This is a genomic window from Bacillus sp. B-jedd (assembly GCF_000821085.1).
In the GTDB taxonomy this organism is placed as follows: domain Bacteria; phylum Bacillota; class Bacilli; order Bacillales; family Cytobacillaceae; genus Bacillus_D.
The window spans coordinates 765001-786946 of the sequence record NZ_CCXR01000001.1; the positions used below are offsets into that span (position 1 = coordinate 765001).

Sequence of the window (21946 nt, forward strand, 5' to 3'; positions counted from 1 at the left end):
GCTTGTTTTATCGGAAACATCTACCGCAACTGTTTTTCCGTCTTTCTCTAGTGTCGTTTTAACCTTTGGTGTGGTTACGTCAAGTTTCACTGGGAAATTAACAGTTTGTGGTTTGGCACCTTCATAGTCAAGAGTCGCTTCCACTTGCAAGTAGTATTGGCCTTCAGGAGCCCTTTTGCCGTTATGCATTGTACCATCCCATGACCAATCGGAGATTAGGTAGTACATCGCACCTCTGCCGCCGTCATAGTAGTTTTTGCGTACTTCTTGTTCAGATGCAATTTCTTTTACTACCTCTCCATCAGCATTCAAAACATTTAAATTGAACTGTTTTGCATTGCGGAGCAGAGATAGAATATATGTGGCACTATCATTATTCCCATCACTATTTGGTGAAATGGCAATTAAATCAGGGTTGATGTCACCTGTTGCCTGATCAACACCTAAATAACCATAGCCGGCACCATTACGCGTAAGAACTCCTGTATATCCATAGTAGGACATTGGATCCCAAGCTGGAGTGTCCAGAATTGGCGCGGCATTCCAGTCGCCTTTAAAGCCAACATAAGGGACAACTAGATCAGGATTTGTATCACTAGGGTCTGTAAGTTGCACAAATCCTTCAAGCCAGTAACCATTTGTGTAATAGGACTTTAAATCTGAATCCCAATCACTGACATCAACAGAAACCTCAAATGCTGTTTTGCCATTGGCAGGTACTTCAATTGAGTTAACGGTCTTTCCATTAATTGTCGCGATTGCTCCTAAATCAAGTGCACCGAATTGGTTCGGTCCTGTTACAAATAAACCGCCGCCTGCATTAACAGGAGAATCTGTTTGTGCACTTGCACTTACATTGTATGTTACCGATTTGTCAGAGTAGTTTTCCGCAATTAAAGTAAAAGTTACAACATTACCCTTTACTTCCTTCAGAGCAACCTTTGCTTCGCCCGTTTTAGAGTCAGACACTGATACAGGCGTTGATAATGCGGCATGAAGCTGCATTAGGCCTGCCCCTTGACGGCGTGGAGAAACAGGCGCTTTGCCCAAACTTACTGGCTTGGCGGTGTTTAATAAAAATTTCTTCGCTAACTTGGATCTATCCGCCCCTTGAAGGCCGAAGTCATTATCCACTCTTTCAAGAACCAATGCGGAACCACCAGCTACGTGCGGCGCAGCCATAGATGTACCGCTCATAATCTGATATTCGTTATGGTCAGCTGTAGAGTAAATCTGCCCGCCTGGCGCTGTGATTTCCGGTTTGAAATCAAGGTTTGGCGTAATACCCCATGATGTGAAGGCGCTCATTTTACCAGCTTCTCCATTAGGGATGGTCATCTTACTGCCGCCAAAATCCACTTTAACAGCCTTTCCACCCTGAAGTGCAGCTGCAAAGCGGTCGCCATCTTTCTTTAACATGAACAATTGAGGAATAGTAATCGCTGCATCTGTCGCCATATTAACAGTTCCATCTTGATTGTTGTAGATGATTACTCCTGCCGCTCCAGCTTTCTGGGCATTCATGGCTTTATCAACAAATCCAATTTCACCGCGTTGGACTAAAACGATTTTGCCATTCAAATCTTTTCCTTCAAGATCTTCAGGTTTTCCTAATCCTCCATAAACCAATTCATAACTTGTTCCCACTGTTGGAGCAGTCTGGCCAGCTGATAGGAACATAACTGATTCAGCAGCTCCTCCGTCAATTGAAACATTAGCCGCATCTACATCCATATGGGAGTTTTCGTAAGATGCAACAGAAATGGAGTCATTTGATACACTCGGTGAACCTACAACACCGTAGTCAGGGTTAGATGCATATGGATATGGAAAGCTAGATCCATTTCCAAAATAAGCTGAGTTTCCAGCGGAAATGGACATCACCACTCCGTTGTCCACAGCGCGTGTTACTGCCTGTTGTTCAGGAGACTCCGCATCTACGAAACCTGCTGTGGAGCCTAAGCTCATATTCAATACATCAGCGCCTAGCTTAAGGGCGTCATCAATCGCTTTAATATAAATATCTCCCCAGGTGGATGGCTGTTCTTCTCCGAATACACGAAGAGCCAGCAATTGCGCCTCTGGAGCAACACCTTTAATGCCGCCATTTTCTTCGTCACCATTGGCTGCTACAGTTCCAGCAACGTGCATCCCGTGCATTCCCGTCACGGCATTGTCATCTAGGATGTCATCGTTATTGTCCATGTAGTTCCAGCCATAAGGGACCTTGTCATTGAAATAGTGTCCCGGAAGGCTTGACTCGGCGATTTCGCCTTCTACAGAGCCTTTAGACAACTTCGCCTTCGAAGACTCAGTTAAAAGAAAATCTTTATGGGATGGATCAACGCCGGAGTCGATGATCCCGACAACCATACCTTCACCTGTGTATCCAAAATCACGCCAAGCTTTTTGGGCCTCGACCAGTTCCTTGCTGTACTTCATATCTGGCTTTTCAGTAGGAAGCTTATATTCGTTTGCGAGGTATACTTGCTTTACCTCAGGCACTTCCTTAATTTTTTCAATATCACCGTATTTTACTTTGGCACTAAAGCCGTTTACGATCGCATTGAATTCCTGCTCATATTTAATGCCAAGCTTTTTTCCTTTAATTTTATCTTTTGCAGCCTTTTGTTTATCTTTTGCAGCTTTTTCCAAATGCTTGCGCTCTGCTTTTGCGAGCTTATCGTACTTAACACCTTTTTTGGTAGCGGTCACTACCGGTGCATTGCCATCGAGTTCAACAATGACGCGGACCTCTTTATCCGGATCAATGCTTTCTTGGTCTGTTGCTGTGAGATTAGTTTTTGAAAGTTCCGGTTTATGTAAATCTAATTTTTCCGGCGTAATATTGCCGATTGCAGCAAACCCGCTGCTGCCAAATGCTAATAAGAAAACTAATAATATTGCAGTAATTCTTTTCCCCATGTTCTTCCCCCTTATCATTTTTGCAAAATAAATAGTAGAAATATCCTCCTTCTATTAATATTTAACTGAAAACATTAAATTTTCAGTATAATAATACTATACTAAATTCCTATTTTTAGGACTAGCGCAAAAAGTCGTAGGTCAAAAGTATATGAAAATTAAGTTTTATATCGAAAATTGATTGTTAGTGGCAAAAAAGATCGGAATATGCAAAATCTGCCGAGATGTTGAAGCTATAAATCAGTTCATCTAGAAAAAAACTAGCGAAAAAAGAAGATTTTTTTGGAAAATTATTTAGACTTAACCATTAATTCTTTATAGAAATAGGTATTTTGGCAGGTCGCCATTTAAATATAAATACATCTTCTTGGATAGTTCAGTACTATAATAATGCTTTGTATACGTTGAAGAATCAGGCGAAAAATTATATTGAAGTATAAAAACTCGTTCATGCAGCCATTTTTTTCAAAAAGTTATTGGGCACCATTCATACTTTGTGCTATAATACCCTCAATTGAATAAATGTCGGGAGATAGCGGAGAGACCATAAAAAGCATTACCAGAGGCGGTAATGTTATTTTATGGTCTCTTTTTATTTTTCCTGAGATTACAAATAAATCTTATAGAAGCTCTTACCAGGGAGGAAATTGAAATGAGTTTTTCAAATCTGCGTCGGGCAGAAATCATTAATCAGTTAAGCAATGAGGAATACGATGTATTGATTATCGGTGGAGGGATTACTGGAGCAGGAATCGCCCTTGATGCCGCTACAAGAGGAATGAAAGTTGCGCTTGTTGAAATGCAGGATTTTGCTGCGGGCACCTCTAGCCGATCAACTAAATTAGTACATGGCGGACTGCGATATTTAAAACAGTTTGAAGTAAAAATGGTGGCCGAAGTTGGTAAGGAGCGTGAGATTGTCTATGAAAACGGGCCGCACGTTACAACTCCGGAATGGATGCTTTTGCCTATTCATACGGGGGGGACATTCGGTAAATTCTCAACATCCATTGGTTTGCGGGTTTATGACTTTCTTGCAGGAGTAAGGAAAACGGAGAGAAGAGTCATGCTTTCTGCCGAGGAAACATTGGCGAAGGAGCCACTTATTAAAAAAACCGGATTAAAAGGTGGCGGTTACTATGTGGAATATCGGACCGATGATGCAAGATTAACCATTGAAGTCATGAAAGCGGCTTGGGAAAAGGGCGCGATCGCACTCAATTATTCCAAGGTAATGAAGCTTGTATATGATAATCAAAAAGTTTCCGGCGCTTTAATTCGGGATCAATTAACGGGTGAAGAATATACAGTCCAAGCGAAGAAAATCATTAATGCTGCTGGACCTTGGGTAGATACAATCCGGGAAATGGATCAATCGAAGAAAGGAAAAATCCTTCAGCTTTCGAAAGGAGTACACCTCGTCATCGATCAGTCCCGTTTTCCTTTGAAACAAGCCATTTACTTTGACACCCCGGATAGGCGGATGGTTTTTGCCATTCCCCGCGATGGAAAAACTTACGTTGGGACAACTGATACTTTCTATCAGGAAGATGCGGTTAACCCTGGCGTAACAGTAAGTGACCGTGATTATATTATCAAAGCAGTAAATTATATGTTTCCTGATATTAAGATGAGTGAAGCTGACATTGAATCCTCATGGGCAGGTGTGCGCCCGCTCATTTATGAGGAAGGGAAAAGTGCTTCGGAGATTTCAAGAAAAGATGAAATATGGGAATCAGAATCTGGATTAATTACGATTGCGGGCGGAAAACTGACTGGCTATCGAAAAATGGCGGAAATGGTTGTTGATCTATTGGCCGAAAAATTCCATTCGGAGGTTGGAGAAGCATTTCCTGCCTGCCAAACGAAATTTTTGCCTATCTCCGGGGGAGACATAGGCGGTTCGAAAAATTTGGAAGGTTTTGTTTCAAAGCATCTGAATAGAGGACTGGAACTGGGGCTATCAAAGGAAGAAGCGGAAAAATTAGTGCGGACATACGGGTCCAATGTTAATCGTCTATTCGATCTGCTGGAAGCTAACAAAGACGATGCAATAAATCATGGGATTCCGCTGGAGTTATTTGCACGGCTTATATATGCGATTGAATATGAGATGGCTGCTACTCCGATTGATTTCCTGAACAGGCGGACAGGGGCGATATTGTTTGATATCCCATCCGTGAAAAAATGGAAAGAATCCATCATCGATTACATGACTGCCCGCTTCCAATGGAATGAACAGGAGATTGCCATGCATAAGGAAGAAGTTGAAACAGCTTTGAAAGCTTGCGTCATTTCCTCTGAGGAATAGAGTTAATATCGGATTAAACAATAAAACTAAAAAAATTCTCTATATAGGTTGAACCTAATTATCGCACTATTTAATTCTGAATAACTGGTTGATTGGAGCTCAGGCATGTAGACTCCTGCGGGATAGAGCAGCAAGGGGAGACCCACAGGAGCTTTGCTCCGAGGAGGCTCCACTGATGCCCCGCGGAAAGCGAAATGCCCGGAGCGGATATCAACCACAATGTTATCGTTTGAATACCAATCTATATTTCAACCTATATAATAGGTAAATTATATTGCCAACTTATTAACTTTGCCGTAATATTATGAATAGTTTAATAACTATTTCTTGGGCAGAGATGAAGAGAACCCTATGAACATAAACGTGTATTACATTTTGTAATGCCGGTTTTGTCATAGGGTTTTATTTTTGGCCGTATTAAAAATATATGTTCAGGCGGTTTTTTTAGATAGCTTTGGCGTTGCTGCTGGCTGCCAGTCAGACAAATGCCGGGTTTTCTATATAATATCGTTCAAAGGGAGGAAACAAAATGGGGAATAAGCTTCACAAGTGGTTAATCTATGTAATGGTTATTTTACTGGCTGCGGGCAATCTATCAGTTATTTCTGCTGATAAAGCAAATGCTTCCGCCGGGGGCAATGTGCCTGCTCTGGCTATCACGGAAATTGTCGTCAAATCGGATGGTGATGGACAGCCATATGAGTATGTTGAAATCTATAATACGACTTCCAAAGATATCAATTTGGAAAAATATCAACTTCAGTATTTTACAACAAACATGACAAATCCGGCCAATCGCTGGCAAATTACGAATAAATCCATTAAGGCAAAAGAAACTTTGGTCCTTTGGCTGAAAAAATACAATGACCCTGATGTCCCATTGTGGGATTTCAATTCAAACTATAGTGTCTTATTGACTAAGGAACAAGTATACGAAGTGAAGCTTACTTCTTCGGCACAGGGACTGCATGACAGTTCATTAAGAAAGGTTGGAATTGCAGGGGCCGACGGGGTTCCAATAAGTACAGCCCTGATTAACGACGGGGGAGCGGATGGATTTACAAATAGAAGTGTCATCTATCAAATAGGTAATTCAACCGAAATGGCCAAAATTGAAAATAATAGCCAGGCCACTCCTGGAGAGGTGATGAAATCCCAGTACATAGGGCCTGCGACACCTTCAGAACTAACGGCTGTCCCGCAAAACAAGGCAGTCTTATTGAACTGGGAACCTGTTGAAGGAGCTTCGGCATATAAAGTATATTCCAATTTCTATTCAGAACCAGTGACAGTTATTGATGCCACCTCTTATACAGTTGAGGGATTAGCGAATAACCAAGTTTATGAATTTAGAATAACATCCATGGACAGCGAAGGAAATGAATCCCCTGGCAGTCCTTCCGCCACAGTTATTCCGCAGGAAATAGTTGATACAGAGGCTCCTGCTCCGCCGGCTGGGCTCACTCATGTAGGCGGGAAGGACTATGTAACGCTAAAGTGGAAAAAGAGCGTTGAACAAGATTTGGCTGGGTACCGTGTGTATATAAACGGAACGGTTTATGATACATCAGAGACAAACAGCATCACCGTATCCCCGTTAAAATTAGATAGGGAATACACGTTTGAGGTTACTGCTTATGACAGGGCCGGGAATGAATCGGTAAAATCGGCACCGCATTTAGCAAGTCCCAGTGAAACTGTCCCGGTTCCTGAACTCTTGATTACCGAAGTTGTTCCAGATACTGATAATTATGCAGGGTATGATGCATTTGAGTTTATAGAGGTTTTTAATAATAGCGCCCAGCCTATTGATTTAAATGGATACCGGCTCAAGTCGGGGAATTGGAATGTTGAAATTACGAATACATTGGTCATTGATTCATGGGACAGCCATGTTTTTTGGACAAGGAGGCAAGAAATTGCGCCAATTCCAACAATTGCCTTCAATCATTACTATTTTTCTTCTTACAAAAGCAAATATGTCGATGAAGAACACTATACAATCCTTGGGAATATTGGCGGATTGGTCAACAGCGGCACGCAAGCGGTAGCGATATTAAATCCACAAGGGACGGAAGTAGTTAAAGCCAATTATTCCGGCGATCTAGTATCACTCGGAAACTCGGTTATCTTTGGCTACCCGAAAGATGGAAGCATTACGATGGAAACGTTGGCTGGACATCATCGGGCTACCCCAGGCTGGATTGAAGAGGATCAAGCGCCTTCAAGACCAGTGGCTGATGGGATTTCTCCTCAACCTCCTGCAAATATTAGCGCGGAAGCAGGAAATGGTGAGGTACGGGTGACCTGGGAGTCGACCGGGGACGATGATATTTACCGGTATCATATTTATAAAGATGGAATACTTGAGTTCTCAATACCACCGTCTAAGCAAGAGTTTACGCTATCTTTGCTGACGGGAAATAAGGATGTCGTGCTGGAAATGTCTGCAGAGGATTTATCTGGTAATGTATCTTCGAAATCAGCGCCGATTACAGTAAGACCAGCCCATCAGCTGATTACTCAAGAAGAGCGGACACCTCATAGCAGGGATCCAAAATATCAGGGGTTGTGGGATATAAGTGAAGATGGGCCAATTATCCCTGGTTTGGTCCAGGACCTAGTACCGCAAGGGATTGCCTATTATAAAAAGGAGGACTGGGTCTTAACGATAAATTACTTGGATGATGGTAGACCAGGAACGTTAACAGTCACGAATGCAACAACAGGGAAGTTACTCAAGTCTGTTATCATGCTCAACACTGATGGCACACCATATACGGGGCATGCAGGTGGGCTTACCGTCAGTAAGGATCATGGCTGGATTGCGTCAGAGAACTATTTGTTCCAATTCAGTCTAAGCGATCTCGTTAAAGCAAAAAATAATGATGAAATCAGGTTTATTAACCAAATCCCAGTTCCGGTTAATGCAGCCTACAATGTATATGATGAAGGAATTCTTTGGGTAGGGGAATTTTATGAGGCAAAATCATATCCAACTGACCCATCACACCATTTGGTTAACCGTAAAGGAATTACCCAATATGCATGGATGATTGGCTATAACCTTCAATCAAGCAACGATATGCTATCTGGAATGCAGTGGTCTGGAAAACAGGACGAGCAGGCGATACCAGATTATGTGCTGTCAACAACCGATAAAGTACAAGGAGCCATTGTCCAAAAAAAGGGGATTACATTAAGCACTTCATACGGAAGAGCGAATGACAGTGTTTTATACCGTTATGAGCATCCATTAAAGGAAGCCCCGCATGGGTCTGTTACAATTGGCCAAAAGGAAGTGCCGCTATGGTATTTGGACGGGGCCGGAGCTAAACCGCGTGAAAGTATTGAGGCCATCCCTATGCCTGAAGGAATTGTTGTAGTCGGGCGGGAACTCTATGTTTTATTTGAATCAGGAGCGAATAAGTATCGGTATACGACAACTTACCCAATGGATCGTATGTTAAAAATTGATTTGAAAACATTGATGAAAGATGATAAGGACATTATTAAGGAAGATAGAAAAAATAGTAAAGACGAATAATAGAGTATTTATAGTATGAAAGTTATTAAACTTCATAAACCGAGTATTGACAATCCTTACACTACTCGATATAATTTTTTTAAATTATATGTAAAATATGAAATATTCGGCAATTGGATTGGGTAGAGACTAGGAGAACCCCTGAAAATTCATTGGCTGAGGAATCTTTGCGTATTTCTCGGCACATGATTTTTAGGGGTTCTTTTTCTATTTTTCCGAACCAAAGGAGGGTTTTGGCAAAAGTTGTTGAAATAATCAATGATTAAAAATTTTGTCATAAAAAGGGGGATAAAAATGAGAAAAATAATTTTAGTGGGCATTAGTTTGATGCTGCTGGTTTTTGCAGCTGTAGGATGCAGTCAAAAATCAAGTTCTGGATCCGGAACGAAAAAAGGTGAAAAGGTTGAATTAACGTGGTACTTCCCGATTGCGGTTGGCGGGCCATTAACGAAAATCATTGAAAAACTGGCTGAAGACTTCACAAAGGAAAACCCGGATATTGTAATCAAACCGGTTTATACGGGAACTTATGATGAAACAATGACAAAGGTTCAAACAGCCATCCAGGGAAAAACTTCCCCGGACCTGGCAGTGCTGCTTTCTACAGAACTTTATACTCTGCTAGATATGAAGGCGATTACACCGTTAGATGAGTTCTTTACTGGAAGCGCTTCAAATAAAGCTGATAGCTTCTATCCTGCTTTTATGGAGAACTCACAAACTGGCGGAAAGACTTATTCACTTCCCTTCCAAAGAAGTACGATTGTTCTCTATTACAACAAGGATGCTTTTGAAAAAGCAGGCTTGGATAAGAAACAACCACCAAAGAATTGGGATGAGCTTGTTGAATATGGCAAAAAGTTAGTGGATTCCGGCATGAAAGCTGGCGTTGAAATTCCATCAACTAACTTCCAATACTGGATGTTCCAGGCACTTGCATTGCAAAACGGCAAAAACCTTATGAGTGATGACGGTAAGGAAGTTTACTTTGACACTCCTGAAAATGAAGAAGCACTCCAATTTATGATGGACTTGGCCCAGAAACATAAAATCAGCCCTAATGGGGTCATTGATTGGGCAACAGCACCTTCGGATTTCCTGGAAGGCAATACGGCAATGCTTTACCATACAACCGGGAACTTGACGAATATTAAAAACAACGCGAAATTTGACTTTGGCGTCGCCTTCCTGCCAGCTGGCAAAAACTACGGAAGCCCAACAGGCGGCGGAAACTTCTATATCTTCAATGATATTCCAAAGGAAAAGAAAGAAGCAGCATGGAAGTTTATTGATTGGGCAACTCAGCCGGAGCGCGCAGCTCAGTGGAGTATCGACACAGGCTACGTTGCAACAAGTAAAGCTGCCTATGAGACGGATGAAATGAAGAAATATGTTGAATCTTTCCCGCAGGCAGTCGTGGCGAGAGATCAGCTGGAGCATGCTTCTGCTGAATTATCAACTCATAGCAATGGGAAAATCTATAAGATTATTAACGATAACATTCAAGCAGCGATTACAGGCAAAGCCAGCGCGAAAGAGGCCTTAAAGAAAGCTCAGGAAGATGCTGAGAAAGTTCTGAAGCCATATAACAAATAAGAACTGAGGAGATAGGAAATGAGAAGAAGCGCCAGCATTAAACATAAACTAACACCGTGGATTCTTCTCCTTCCATCTCTCATATTCCTCGTGCTGTTTACCTTTTACCCAATTGTTAAAACAGTGTACCTAAGTTTTTATAATAGTGAAATGGGAGTTTCGGCTCCCTTTTTTGTGGGATTTGATAACTTTTCACGCATGATGGAAGATGAGATTTTTTGGAAGGTTTTAAAGAATAATATATTATTCGCAATTGGTACAGTGCCGGTTGGGGTTGGGTTAGGCCTATTGATGGCCATCCTGATTAACCGTTCAATATTTATGAATGGGATTGTAAAAACTTTTTTCTTCTATCCTGTTGTTATTCCAATCATTGCCGCAGCAAACATTTGGTTGTTTATCTATACGCCTGAGTACGGGATGTTAAGTAAGGTTTTGTCTGTCTTCGGCATCGAGAATGTTAACATTTTGGGCCATTCCAATACCGTTCTGATTGGCATGATGATTATGCTTATCTGGAAGGAAGCAGGTTTCTTCATGATTTTCTATCTGGCAGGCCTGCAAAATGTCCCACAGGAGCTTTATGAGGCTTCAACGATAGACGGCGCATCAGGTTGGTATAGGTTTAGAAAAATAACGTTCCCATTAATCATGCCAACAACACTGTTTGTTATGATCATCGCCATTACGAATGCATTTAAACTAGTCGACCATTTAGTTGTGATGACACAGGGCGGACCTGATAATGCAAGTAATTTATTACTCTACTATATTTACGAAAATGCCTTTAAATTCATGGATTATGGAATGGCGGCAACATTGACACTGGTCATGCTCATACTATTGGTTATCATTTCTTCAATCCAGTTTTTCTCGGTTGATAAAAAGATTCATTATAATTAAGGAGGCCCAAAAATGCAGAGGCTTGTCACAATTGGAACTTACTTTCTTGCAATTTTATGGGCTATTCCTCTTTTTTGGTTAGTCCTGACAGCATTTAAGCCCGGAAGTGAGGCTACAAATTTACTTTCAATGGCTTTTACGTTGGATAACTTTAAAGGAGCATGGGATTCGGCTCCTTTTGCCCAATATTATTTAAATACAACGATTATCGTTGTCGGAGTTTTAGCGGTACAGTTATTTACGGCTACCCTGGCAGCCTATGCATTTGCCAGGTTGGAATTCAGGGGAAAAAATATCGTTTTCATGCTGGTACTTGTACAGATCATGATTCCGGTAGATGTATTGATATTCCCTAACTACAGCATTATTGCCAGTATGGGTTTTGTTGATACGAAACTTGGCATCATGCTTCCTTATTTTGCTTCAGCCTTCGGTATTTTTCTGCTGCGGCAAACGTTTAAAGGAATTCCTTATGAACTGGAAGAGGCATCGAGGATGGATGGCTGCAACCTTCTCCAAATCATTTGGCATGTGTATGTTCCTTTAGCAAAACCAACCTTTGTTGCATTTGGTTTGATTTCCGTAAGCCACCAATGGAGTAACTTCCTATGGCCGCTGATCGTCACCAATTCAGTAGAAAACCGCCCGCTGACGGTCGGACTTTCCATCTTTGCAAAATCATTTGAAACTGGGGCGCAATGGGGCGTGGTAACAGCAGCAACACTTCTCGTTATTTTTCCAATGCTTTTGGCATTCTTTATTTTCCAAAAACAGTTCATTAGCAGTTTTATGCATTCGGGGATAAAGTAAAAGATATTTTAATGGGGGATAACCGTGAAAAGTGTTGTATCATCCTATAATTTAATCGACTTGCAAATAGAAGAAGCCATTGAAACAATTTTGCAAAATGGCTGGAAGGCAATTGAGGTCATGTGTGAAGGACATGGATACGAAATGCTTTCCTGGAGCAGTACGAAACGAAAAAATCTTCAAAGTTTACTAAATGAGTATGGGGCAAACATTCATTTTCATGCCCCGATTACAAATTTTAATCCAGCAAGTGATGAAGCTTCCATTCGCATGAAAACGGATGAGGTTTGGGAACGGTGCATGGAACTCGTAGATTATTTCGACAGCGGCTATATCCTCTTTCATCCCGGTAGGTCAAAGGACCACGAACGGGGATTGGAAAGTATCCGGAATTACTTTCAGCAAAAAAGCAGCAGCCTGCCTGGCCAGGCATTGTTAATTTTGGAAAATGTACCGCCTTATGAAGGTGAGATCGGAACAAACAGTTCTGACTTATTAGCGATTATTGAAGTTTTACAGAAAAAAAATACCGGGCTATGCTTTGATACGGGCCATGCGTTTTTATCGAATCAAAACAGCTTTAATCAAGAATTGTCAGCACTTAAGCCATTTATTAAGGTTTTTCATCTTAATGATAACCATGGACTTACTGATGAGCATTTAGCGCTTGGAGATGGAGAAATTCCATTTGATGGTGTCATTCAAATGCTAAAAGAGGGAACTACGGATTACTATGTGAATTTTGAAATGAAATCCTTGGATTTTGCAAATAAATCACACAATGATTTGAAAGGCCTAATTGGCAAGTGACTTTAAGATGGATGGTTTTAATGTGTACATAAAATTATAATCATGCTTGGGGTAGAGATGAGGAGAAATCCCGGCTATTTTAAACCTTTCGAGGTTTATTATAGCTGGGATTTTTTTTAACTGTTTTTCCTTTCTATATAGGTTGAAATAAATTGATATTCTGACAGGTACGGAGTGGTTGATTTCCGCTCCGGGCATTTCGCTTTCCACGGGGCGTCAAAGCAGCTGCCTGCAATAACTTCCTGTGGGTTTGCGACGAGCTGAACAGAACTTCCTTGAATATTTTTTGGCGCAGGAGCAGTTAGGAGCCTCCTCGGCGCCTGCGCCTATGGGGTCTCCCCTTGCCGCACTATCCCGCAGGACAACCAGCTTCTTCGAATGGGCTTTGCACGAAGGAAATGCGATAGCATTAAGGAAAGCTTCCAAGAATAATCCTCGCACGAAGTTATGCGTTAGCATAATTGAGGATTTTCGAGGAGTCTACATGCCTGAGCTCCAATCAACCAGCTTATTCAACTAAAAAAGTGTGATTATTAAGTCCAACCTATATAGATTAATTTTTGATCGTCAAGCAGAATTATGTTTGTGGAGGATGTCATGATGGTGAAGGGATTTATCTTTGATTTAGATGGAACGGTCTATTTGGATGACCAAGTGATTGATGGAGCTGTGGAAGCTATTAATAGTTTGAGGGAAAAAGGGCATAAAGTCATCTTCCTGACAAATAAGTCCATTGCTACCCGCAATGATTATGTAGACAAGCTTAACAAACTGGGAATTCCAGTTTCATTAGATGAAGTCATTAACTCTAATTATATCACTGTAAAATACCTCAAGGAGCATATGAAAGAGGAGGATGCAGTGTTAGTCATCGGTGAAGAGCCGCTATTTGAAGAGCTCAAGGCAGATAATATTAAGCTGACCGATGACCCAAATCAGGCGGCCTATGTTGTATTGGGATGGGATCGCGAATTCAATTATGAAAAACTGAATGCAGCTTATCAGGCATGGTTGAATAAGGCTACAATCCTGGCGACGAATCCAGACCGTACTTGTCCGGTTTATGGAGGAGGGCAAATTCCTGATTGTGGAGCAATGATTGGAGCTTTGGAAGGAGCAACAGGGTATCCGATTGATTACATTATAGGAAAACCATCACGCTTAACGGCAGAGTTTGTTGTCAAAGAAATTCTTGGATTGAAACCGGAACAATGTTTTATGGTTGGAGATCGATTAGAGACAGATATACGAATGGGTGTTGAAAATGGGCTGAAAACTGTTCTTGTACTTACAGGAATTACAACAGCTGATATGGTCGGCGATGCGGTTTACAAACCCACATATGTTTTGGACAGTATAAAGGAAATTGGTAACCTATAACGATCAACTAAAGAAGTTACAGCGAAGAAAGAATTTATGATCAGGAAAGGAAGGCGCAGATGTTTCAAACGACACTTCAATCAATTGAAATGGAGATGCTGGTGCAGCTGCTGATTTCAGCAGTACTTGGATTGGCCATAGGCTTGGAACGCGAATTGAAACGCAAGCCGTTCGGATTAAAAACTAGCTTGGTTATTTCAATTGTAAGCTGTATGTTAACGATTGTGTCAATTCAATCTGCCTATCTATTCCCAGGATCAAAGTTTATTAACATTCAGATGGATCCGCTTCGCTTAGCAGCCCAAATCGTCTCCGGAATTGGATTTTTGGGTGCCGGGGTAATTTTGAGAAGAGAAGATGACACGATTACTGGCATTACAACAGCAGCTATGGTGTGGGGAGCAGCGGGAATCGGGATTGCTTGTGGTGCTGGTTTCTATATTGAGGCCATCATGGGCGTGGTGCTCATCATCTTAAGTGTCGAGCTTATTCCAAATTTCATCAGCATGCTTGGCTTTTGGAAGCTGAGTTCAAAAGAACTGGCTTTAAAAGTAACATTAAAGGACCGTGCTTATATCGGTGAAGTGATTAGAAAAATAGAAGAAGATCACATCAAAATTGAAAATATAAGGATTAAAGACTTACGAGATGGCTCATTTCTAATAGATTTAAAGGTGAGGGCGAGTCGGAGAATGTCAACGCCGGCAATTTATGATGAGATATCAAAAATTGACCATATTCAAAGTACAGAAATTGCAGGGTAAGAAAAGAGGCAGTCCAGTGGGCTGCCTCTTTTGCAGATGTATATTATGCGTTAATCACTTTAAAGATCAAAATTCCACAAAGCTGGATTTCCAGATGAAATTGCCAAAGCTCCGGCTTCGAGACCTTCTAAAATTTCACTTTTTGAACTTATTAACCCCCCGGCAATAATCGGTATATTAACTGACCTTGTTAATCTATCAATAATTGAAGGCATTAGGCCAGGCAATACTTCGATGGCATCGGGCTTACAGGAAAGGCTCATTTCAATCCCCTTTGAAATGGCGGCCCCATCAATGAGGAAAATTCGTTGAATGGTCATTAGTTTGACTTCTTTTGCGTACTTAATGAGCGAGCTCTTAGTTGTAATAATCCCTGTAGGCTTCCAGGTGTAAGCTATGTATTGAATCGCACTCTTAGTATTCGACAAACCCTCTATAAAATCTATATGAATAAAAATTTGTTTGTTTGCTTTCCGCAAACGCTCCACATAATCCTTCATATTTATTAAGTTCCCGGTTAGGAGAAACACAATATTGGCTTTACTATTGATCGCTTTCTCAATATCTGCCTCTTCTTTAACGGATGCAATAACTTGTGACTGGACTAAATCTACGATGTGAACCATTACTACCACTCCTACTGCTGCTCAATTTTTAGTCTATCCAAAGCACTAAATTCAACATTTCTTGCTTAAGGTGTTATTACTATTTTACTAATAGATTCAAATATTTGCAGTACACTAATTAAAAATATTCAAAAAAAGGAATATCTGGCAAGGGGAATTCTCCAAATTCAATGAAAATGTAAGGTTATAGGTAAAAAACACTCCAGTAATATATCGGGGAATTTTGTGCTAGTAGTAAATATTTGAATAAAGATGGTTTGGCATATATTGTTAATAGTAAAGACGATGTGATGGAGGGAATCACGTGCAGCGAGCGAGAAAAAACAGGAAAACTAAAAGCATATTCGTCTTCCTCATCTTATTATTGGCGGCTGGAGTTATTGCCGTTTACTCCTGGCATCATTTCCTGCCAAAAGGTGCCCTGGATAATCCCATCGGTGAACAATTGAGAAATAAAGTTGATAGTAAAAGAGACATCTATGTAAACAGCCGGGGGCAGGTCAACGATAAGAAACTTTTTTCCGATGATATGAAGGAATATGCCGTCCAAGATGCCATCCATTTTATGAGCCATCAAAAGGTGAAGGCGAATGAAAAATGGGGGAGCCTCCAACTGACTGAGGAAAGGGTAGACCGGCTGATTGATATCATTGAAAAAAATAAAGGCGAGTACAAACACGACCAATTGTATCTTGATATTTTATACCGCTGGAAAGAAGGAGACTTTTCTAAAGCGGATGAGGATCATAATGCTATTTGGGATTTAAAAGGTGGGACGATCGGAAAGGCCACGGGTGTTTTAAGCCCTCAAGAAGAGGAACGGTATATCGAGAAAAACTTCTAGTTTCAATTTTAGCGGTAATATAATAAAAGCCGACTGGCCCCCGATTATCGGCGTGGCGAATCGGCTTTTTTAGATTTAGGCTTAAAACATTCCATTTTTATTTGGCGAATCCTGGGGTACAGGCTGGCCAACGTCCCATAATTCTACAATCCTGCCATCCTTGAAACGAAATATGTGGATCACTGCCGCCCCGGCATCTTCTGGGTTTTGCTTAATATGGGAATGGACGGCAACGTGTTCATTTTCCTGAATGGCAAGCTTTACTTCCAGTACCTTTTCAGGACTTTGAACTGCGTTTTCTTCCATGGCAGCCATGATCGATTCCGCATCCCCTCGGAAATAGGGGTTATGGTGGTGAAAATCAGTGGCTATGTATTGCTTGAAGGCCTCACGTACTTGGCCTTTTGCTACAGACTGGAGAAAAGACACGGCTATTTCCTTATATGCGGTGCTATTAGGGATATTCTGTTCCATGTTCATCACTAAATTCCTTTCTTTGCGGGTGTTTTTAGCTGCAAAATCAATAGAAGTGTACGGCATTAGCCTTTCCAAGTCAATTCATGCTCCCGCTTTTGTACAAGCTCTTCATCCGTTAGGGAAACTCATATATAATTATTTGAGACGCGTAAAAGCTGAAAACTGAAACTAAAGGAGTCCCGCTATGACAATTATTAATAAATTAAAATTGGACAAGTATGAAAATATGGCCGTTCTCAATCAACCAGCTGATTACAGTTTGTTCAATGACTATAAAACGGAATTAACTGGCGGGCATGATGCCATTTTCGTGTTTGTGGAAACCATTGATGATATGGTCAACGAGACGAAAAGAATAATCAACGAGCTGCCTTTGGTCGAAAAAGGATATTTGTTTTTTGCCTATCCGAAAAAAGGCAATAAAAGATATGAAACCTATGTGCACCGGGATGAAATCTTTCCAGCTTTAAAGGTTGATGATGAAGGATATATCGACAATAGCGATTTGAAATTTTCCCGGATGGTGAGCATGGACGATGTATTTACCGTTGTGGGTTTAAAGCTCGAGAAGAAGAAAGCGCGGAAGTCTCCCGCTGCCAGTCAGAGTGTCGGCGATTATGAGCAGAATGTGAAAGATATCGAGAAATTTTTGGCCGATAATCCAGAAGTGCTGAAAATGTTTAAGGAACTAACTCCAGGCTACCAAAGGGACTGGGCCCGTTATATTTTTTCGGCGAAGCAGCAGAAAACCCGTGAAAAACGCCAGGAACAAATGATAGAAATTTTATCGCAAGGCTACAAATCAGTCGATCTATACCGGCAAAAAAAGAAATAGTAAAATTGAAAAGCGGGAAAGTCGAGATCCTGGACTGAGCGTAGCGAGGGAAGCGGCTCGGCCTCGCCCGCGAAAGCGTCCACCCGGAGTGGAAATTTTCTTGGGCTGATTATTAATTTATATTTGAAAACAGACTGCAGGCAAACTCACGACTCTTGAAGTTTGTCAGCAGTCTGTTTCGTTTCAATCCAGGAACGCTTTTTCAATCGTTTTTTCTAAGAAAAATTATATTGACAGGCATACGCTCGAAGAGTAATATAAGAATTGTCATTTTTAATTTCGACAAAATCCGCTAAAATTCTTCCCGCGGGTGTAGTTTAATGGTAAAACTCCAGCCTTCCAAGCTGATGTCGTGGGTTCGATTCCCATCACCCGCTCCATAATAATCGTTTACTAACGCAGTGTTTCGTAAAAGACGAGGCATTGCGTTTTTTAATTTCCGCGGCCTGCCCGTCAGCAGCCGATGACTGTGCTGGTAGCTTCGCCCCCATGCACCTGGGTGAACATATCCATAAGTGATTTCGTCATTTTTTCGGCATCCTCACAGGAAGTGGATGGCCTGTGGTATATGATTTGCAGCGCGTTTTGGGTTTCAGCTGTTACTGGCGCCCTGTCAGAATCGACGAATGGGCTACCGAAGGGACCTTGGCCGTCCGCTGAAATAATTAGATTTTGCAGGGAGTTCATTCTGCCGTTCAATCCCCGATATTCTTCTTCTGGATTTCCAAGCCTTACCATAATATCAGCTTCGAGTTTATCTATATCATAAACACCAATAGGCACTTGATATTGGAGTGAAAAGAAATTATTCAAGTCAATCGCGCTTTGGATGGAAGGAAGATAATTCTGCTTCTGGACACGCCGGTAAAGAGCCTCAGCGGAATGCCGGTAACGGTTCGGATCCTTGCCCCCTGTTTTGAATACAGCGCGCCATTCGCTGATCCCCTCGAGCTCCGTTACGTTTTTATCCTCTAAATCGAAGAAGATGGATTCCTGGAAAAGCTGGAGCCTTCCTTTTAGCATTTGAGGCGACTCGCCTACAACAATGCCTTTGTATTGAATGATTCCCAGTTTAAATCCTGGAATTAGTTCGTTAAGTTCGCTTGAAATAAGGATTTCCAAGTAATACACCTCCAAATTTACCTGAAAATAGTTTATCATATAATGATGCAGAGATTGAATTTTACGTCCTTTAATTATAGATAATTATAAGAAGGAAGGAGGTGCCAAGATGGACTACCGCCTATTAAAAGAAGAGGTAATTTCCTACAGCAAATCGATCGGGATCGACAAGATTGGCTTCACGACCGCAGAGCCGTTCGGTGAACTGAAAAACAGGCTTCTCCGCCAGCAGGAACTAGGCTATCAGTCCGGCTTTGAAGAGCCTGACATTGAAAAGAGAACCAACCCTGAATTGCTTCTCGAAAAGCCAAGATCGATTATCGCCATCGCACTTGCCTATCCGTCCAAAATGAAAGTGCGGGTCGAGAGCAGAAAGGGTGAGCGCAGGGGAATTTTCTGCCGGGCTTCATGGGGGCTTGATTATCATCACATCCTTCGAGCAAAATTGGCCAAACTAGAGGAGTTCATTTCCGAAAGAGTGCCTGAAGCGAGGCTGAAGTCGATGGTCGATACAGGGGAGCTTGCCGACAGGGCAGTGGCGAAGCGTGCCGGGATTGGCTGGAGCGGGAAAAACTGCTCGATTATCACGCCTGAATTCGGTTCCTATGTCTATTTGGGGGAAATGATTACGAGCATCCCGTTTGAACCGGACACACCGATGGAAGATAAATGCGGCTCCTGCAGCAAATGTCTTGATGCTTGCCCGACCGGAGCGCTGGTTCAGGGCGGCCAATTGAACGCCCAGCGGTGCATCGCTTTTTTGACACAGACGAAAGGGTTTATCCCTGAAGAATTCAGGGAGAAGATCGGCAACCGGGTTTATGGCTGTGATTCATGCCAGACTGCCTGCCCGGAAAATAAAGGGCGGAACTTCCATTTCCACGAAGAGATGGAACCCGATCCTGAAACCGCCAAGCCGCTCCTCAGGCCTCTCCTTGCCATCAGCAATCGGGAGTTCAGGGAACGGTTCGGTAAGGTAGCCGGCTCATGGCGCGGCAAAAAGCCGATTCAGCGTAATGCTATCATTGCTCTGGCTCATTTTAAGGACGATACCGCGGTTCCCGAGCTTGAAGACGTAATCAGAAAAGACCCCCGCCCGGTTATGCGGGGAACAGCAGCCTGGGCTCTTGGCAAAATTGGCGGCAAGGAAGCGGCGGATATTTTGCAAAAAGCCATTGCTTCCGAGAAGGATGAAGAGGTAATTGCTGAAATTCAGAATGGAATTGAAATGATGAATCGATGAGGAATGGCAAAGCAGCCATTCCTCTTTTTTTGCCTAAACCTATTCTCTTAAACATATGTATGGAAGGAAAGGGGGACGGCGACATGCGGAAAGTGCTTGAGGAACTGCTTGAACAAAGGATTAAGGCGTTTGTTACGGATGGAGGAAGCAACAGGGGCACGGATGAAAAGGATGAGCGGAAAATCCTCGCCTGTTCAGACCGAGGGGCTGTCATTGTCAAAACCTATGCGCGCGGTAAAGCGTTAAGGCAGCAAAACAGGGATAAGTGGCAGGCTGTCCTTTATGAAGTCCACTTCCAGCATTTAATTAAGCAAAAAGACTTTCTCTATTTGGAAGAGGAGGTAGAGATAAGGGAAGCCCGTTTTTATGATGGGGATTTGGCGGATGACTACGAGGTCGTCCCGTCCCAGCTTGAAGCCGCCTTTTCAGCTGACCTGTCTTTACCAGAATTTGAAGAAGGAAGCCGAATGGCATACCGGTATGACCGGAGGAAGGCCGTCCAATATGCGGAGCGGTGGTGGAATTCGCACAACCCAGCGTTCAAAAAATTCGAAGTGGATTGCACGAATTATATCTCTCAATGCCTGTATGCGGGGGGTGCGCCGATGCGCGGTTATCCGAACCGGGGCCAAGGATGGTGGATGAGGGGCAATAACTATAGCTACAGCTGGGCGGTGGCGAATTCGCTGCGCTGGTACCTGGCAGGTTCGAAAGCAGGTCTCCAGGCAAAAGAAGTGAGAAGCCCCGATTTACTGATTCCAGGCGATGTGATTTGCTACGACTTCCAGGGAGACGGCCGGTTTGATCACAATACGATTGTTGTAGCGAAAGACGCCAATCGAATGCCCCTCGTCAATGCCCATACGTATAATAGCAGGATGCGCTACTGGGAATATACAGATTCTTCTGCTTACACGCCGAAGATCAAATACAAATTTTATTCAATTCATGATGACGGTCAAGTAAAGTTGTAAGGAAGAGGCTGAGTGGTATAATAACTGAGGGTAGTCCACTTTTGCAATATAGTTTTTTGAATGACTCTGTTATCCTTGATTGTTGATTTCCACTACAGGGACATGCTTTCCGCGGGGCGGACCGTGGAGCCTCCTCGGCGTCATAGACGCCTGTGGGGTCTCCACGTGCCGCTACATCCCGCCGGAGTCAGTCCCCTTCGTTCCAATCAACTTCATTGTAAATCAACATTCACTTATAACTGAGCCTTTTTAATAAAAGCAGCAAACGAAATAGAGGGTGAACATCTTGGCAGTACACATAGTGTTATATCAGCCGCTGATTCCGGCGAATACAGGAAATATTTCAAGGACATGCGCGGGCACGGGAGCTTATCTCCACTTAATCCGTCCATTGGGATTTTCGACAGATGATAAGCAGCTGAAGCGGGCGGGCCTTGATTATTGGGAACATGTAAAGCTTGTGTATCATGATTCGCTTGAGGACTTTTATGAAACGATCTCCGGCGGGGAATGTTATTATATAACGAAGTTCGGGGAAAAGGCGTATTCATCCTTTGATTTCAGCGACCCGGAAAAGGATTATTATTTTATTTTTGGCAAAGAAACAACGGGCCTGCCAAAGGAAGTAATCGATGCGAATCTCGACCGGTGCCTGCGGATTCCGATGAACGGGCATATCCGCTCGCTAAACTTGTCCAATACCGCGGCGATTCTTGTGTATGAAGCACTGAGGCAGCAGAACTTCCCGGATTTGATGTAGAAAGCCTGCCTGGCAGGCT

General features: G+C 42.4%; 17 protein-coding genes and 1 tRNA gene (1 of these 18 cut by a window edge). 14 read left to right on the plus strand and 4 right to left on the minus strand.

What is annotated here, in order from left to right; all coding sequences use genetic code 11:
- On the minus strand, positions 1-2925 hold the 5' portion of the coding sequence (locus tag BN1002_RS03785; protein WP_052445608.1) for a S8 family serine peptidase. It extends 210 nt beyond the left edge of the window; only the first 2925 of its 3135 coding nucleotides appear in the window; its start codon is at positions 2923-2925; the stop codon falls past the left edge of the window.
- Positions 2926-3577: 652 nt separating this feature from the next.
- Between BN1002_RS03785 and BN1002_RS03790 the strand changes: the two genes are divergently transcribed.
- The 8 genes from BN1002_RS03790 to BN1002_RS03830 all read left to right on the plus strand — a co-directional run bounded on the left by BN1002_RS03790 (position 3578) and on the right by BN1002_RS03830 (position 15046).
- A complete protein-coding gene (locus BN1002_RS03790) occupies positions 3578-5236 on the plus strand; it encodes a glycerol-3-phosphate dehydrogenase/oxidase (protein ID WP_048823686.1) in 1659 nt (552 codons plus the stop codon).
- A gap of 529 nt (positions 5237-5765) precedes the next feature.
- On the plus strand, positions 5766-8783 hold the full coding sequence (locus BN1002_RS22990) for a lamin tail domain-containing protein (RefSeq protein WP_052445609.1): 3018 nt from the start codon (positions 5766-5768) through the stop codon (positions 8781-8783).
- A gap of 294 nt (positions 8784-9077) precedes the next feature.
- Positions 9078-10379, plus strand: coding sequence for an ABC transporter substrate-binding protein (locus BN1002_RS03800; protein WP_048827710.1), 1302 nt, complete (start codon positions 9078-9080; stop codon positions 10377-10379).
- A gap of 18 nt (positions 10380-10397) precedes the next feature.
- The gene (locus BN1002_RS03805) at positions 10398-11282 is read left to right on the plus strand and encodes a carbohydrate ABC transporter permease (protein ID WP_048823687.1); all 885 of its coding nucleotides are present in this window, start codon (positions 10398-10400) and stop codon (positions 11280-11282) included.
- 12 nt (positions 11283-11294) lie between these two features.
- Positions 11295-12092: a carbohydrate ABC transporter permease gene (locus BN1002_RS03810; protein ID WP_048823688.1), complete on the plus strand. Its 798-nt coding sequence runs from the start codon at positions 11295-11297 to the stop codon at positions 12090-12092.
- A 24-nt stretch (positions 12093-12116) separates the two neighbouring features.
- Positions 12117-12902 carry a sugar phosphate isomerase/epimerase family protein gene (locus BN1002_RS03815; RefSeq protein ID WP_048823689.1) on the plus strand — a complete coding sequence of 262 codons (786 nt, stop codon included), beginning with the start codon at positions 12117-12119 and terminating at the stop codon, positions 12900-12902.
- Positions 12903-13499: 597 nt separating this feature from the next.
- Positions 13500-14282 carry an HAD-IIA family hydrolase gene (locus BN1002_RS03825; RefSeq protein WP_331386293.1) on the plus strand — a complete coding sequence of 261 codons (783 nt, stop codon included), beginning with the start codon at positions 13500-13502 and terminating at the stop codon, positions 14280-14282.
- A gap of 59 nt (positions 14283-14341) precedes the next feature.
- Positions 14342-15046: an MgtC/SapB family protein gene (locus BN1002_RS03830; RefSeq protein WP_048823692.1), complete on the plus strand. Its 705-nt coding sequence runs from the start codon at positions 14342-14344 to the stop codon at positions 15044-15046.
- A 59-nt stretch (positions 15047-15105) separates the two neighbouring features.
- Here the strand turns inward: BN1002_RS03830 and BN1002_RS03835 are convergent, their stop codons facing one another.
- Positions 15106-15672 (minus strand): glycerol-3-phosphate responsive antiterminator, encoded by a 567-nt coding sequence (locus BN1002_RS03835; protein WP_048823693.1) that lies wholly within the window; start codon positions 15670-15672, stop codon positions 15106-15108.
- A 304-nt stretch (positions 15673-15976) separates the two neighbouring features.
- On the opposite strand from BN1002_RS03835, the gene BN1002_RS22995 reads away from it, so the two are divergent.
- Positions 15977-16516, plus strand: coding sequence for a DUF6241 domain-containing protein (locus BN1002_RS22995; protein WP_052445610.1), 540 nt, complete (start codon positions 15977-15979; stop codon positions 16514-16516).
- 81 nt (positions 16517-16597) lie between these two features.
- Here the strand turns inward: BN1002_RS22995 and BN1002_RS03845 are convergent, their stop codons facing one another.
- Entirely contained in the window at positions 16598-16996 is a 399-nt protein-coding gene (locus tag BN1002_RS03845) for a nuclear transport factor 2 family protein (RefSeq protein WP_048827712.1), read from the minus strand.
- 181 nt (positions 16997-17177) lie between these two features.
- Between BN1002_RS03845 and BN1002_RS03850 the strand changes: the two genes are divergently transcribed.
- Together BN1002_RS03850 and BN1002_RS03855 are read left to right on the plus strand one after the other, a co-directional pair.
- The gene (locus BN1002_RS03850; RefSeq protein WP_048823694.1) at positions 17178-17828 is read left to right on the plus strand and encodes a YdeI/OmpD-associated family protein; all 651 of its coding nucleotides are present in this window, start codon (positions 17178-17180) and stop codon (positions 17826-17828) included.
- Between the two features lie 306 nt (positions 17829-18134).
- A tRNA-Gly gene (locus BN1002_RS03855) sits at positions 18135-18208 on the plus strand.
- 73 nt (positions 18209-18281) lie between these two features.
- On the opposite strand, the gene BN1002_RS03860 is transcribed toward BN1002_RS03855, so the two are convergent.
- On the minus strand, positions 18282-18950 hold the full coding sequence (locus BN1002_RS03860; RefSeq protein WP_048823695.1) for a B3/B4 domain-containing protein: 669 nt from the start codon (positions 18948-18950) through the stop codon (positions 18282-18284).
- A gap of 109 nt (positions 18951-19059) precedes the next feature.
- On the opposite strand from BN1002_RS03860, the gene queG reads away from it, so the two are divergent.
- The 3 genes from queG to trmL all read left to right on the plus strand — a co-directional run bounded on the left by queG (position 19060) and on the right by trmL (position 21927).
- Positions 19060-20193: a tRNA epoxyqueuosine(34) reductase QueG gene (gene queG, locus BN1002_RS03865; protein ID WP_048823696.1), complete on the plus strand. Its 1134-nt coding sequence runs from the start codon at positions 19060-19062 to the stop codon at positions 20191-20193.
- A gap of 83 nt (positions 20194-20276) precedes the next feature.
- Positions 20277-21167, plus strand: a complete 891-nt coding sequence (locus BN1002_RS03870) for an amidase domain-containing protein (protein ID WP_048823697.1) — start codon at positions 20277-20279, stop codon at positions 21165-21167.
- Between the two features lie 286 nt (positions 21168-21453).
- Positions 21454-21927, plus strand: a complete 474-nt coding sequence (gene trmL, locus BN1002_RS03875; protein WP_048823698.1) for a tRNA (uridine(34)/cytosine(34)/5-carboxymethylaminomethyluridine(34)-2'-O)-methyltransferase TrmL — start codon at positions 21454-21456, stop codon at positions 21925-21927.
- The last annotated feature ends 19 nt before the right edge of the window (positions 21928-21946 follow it).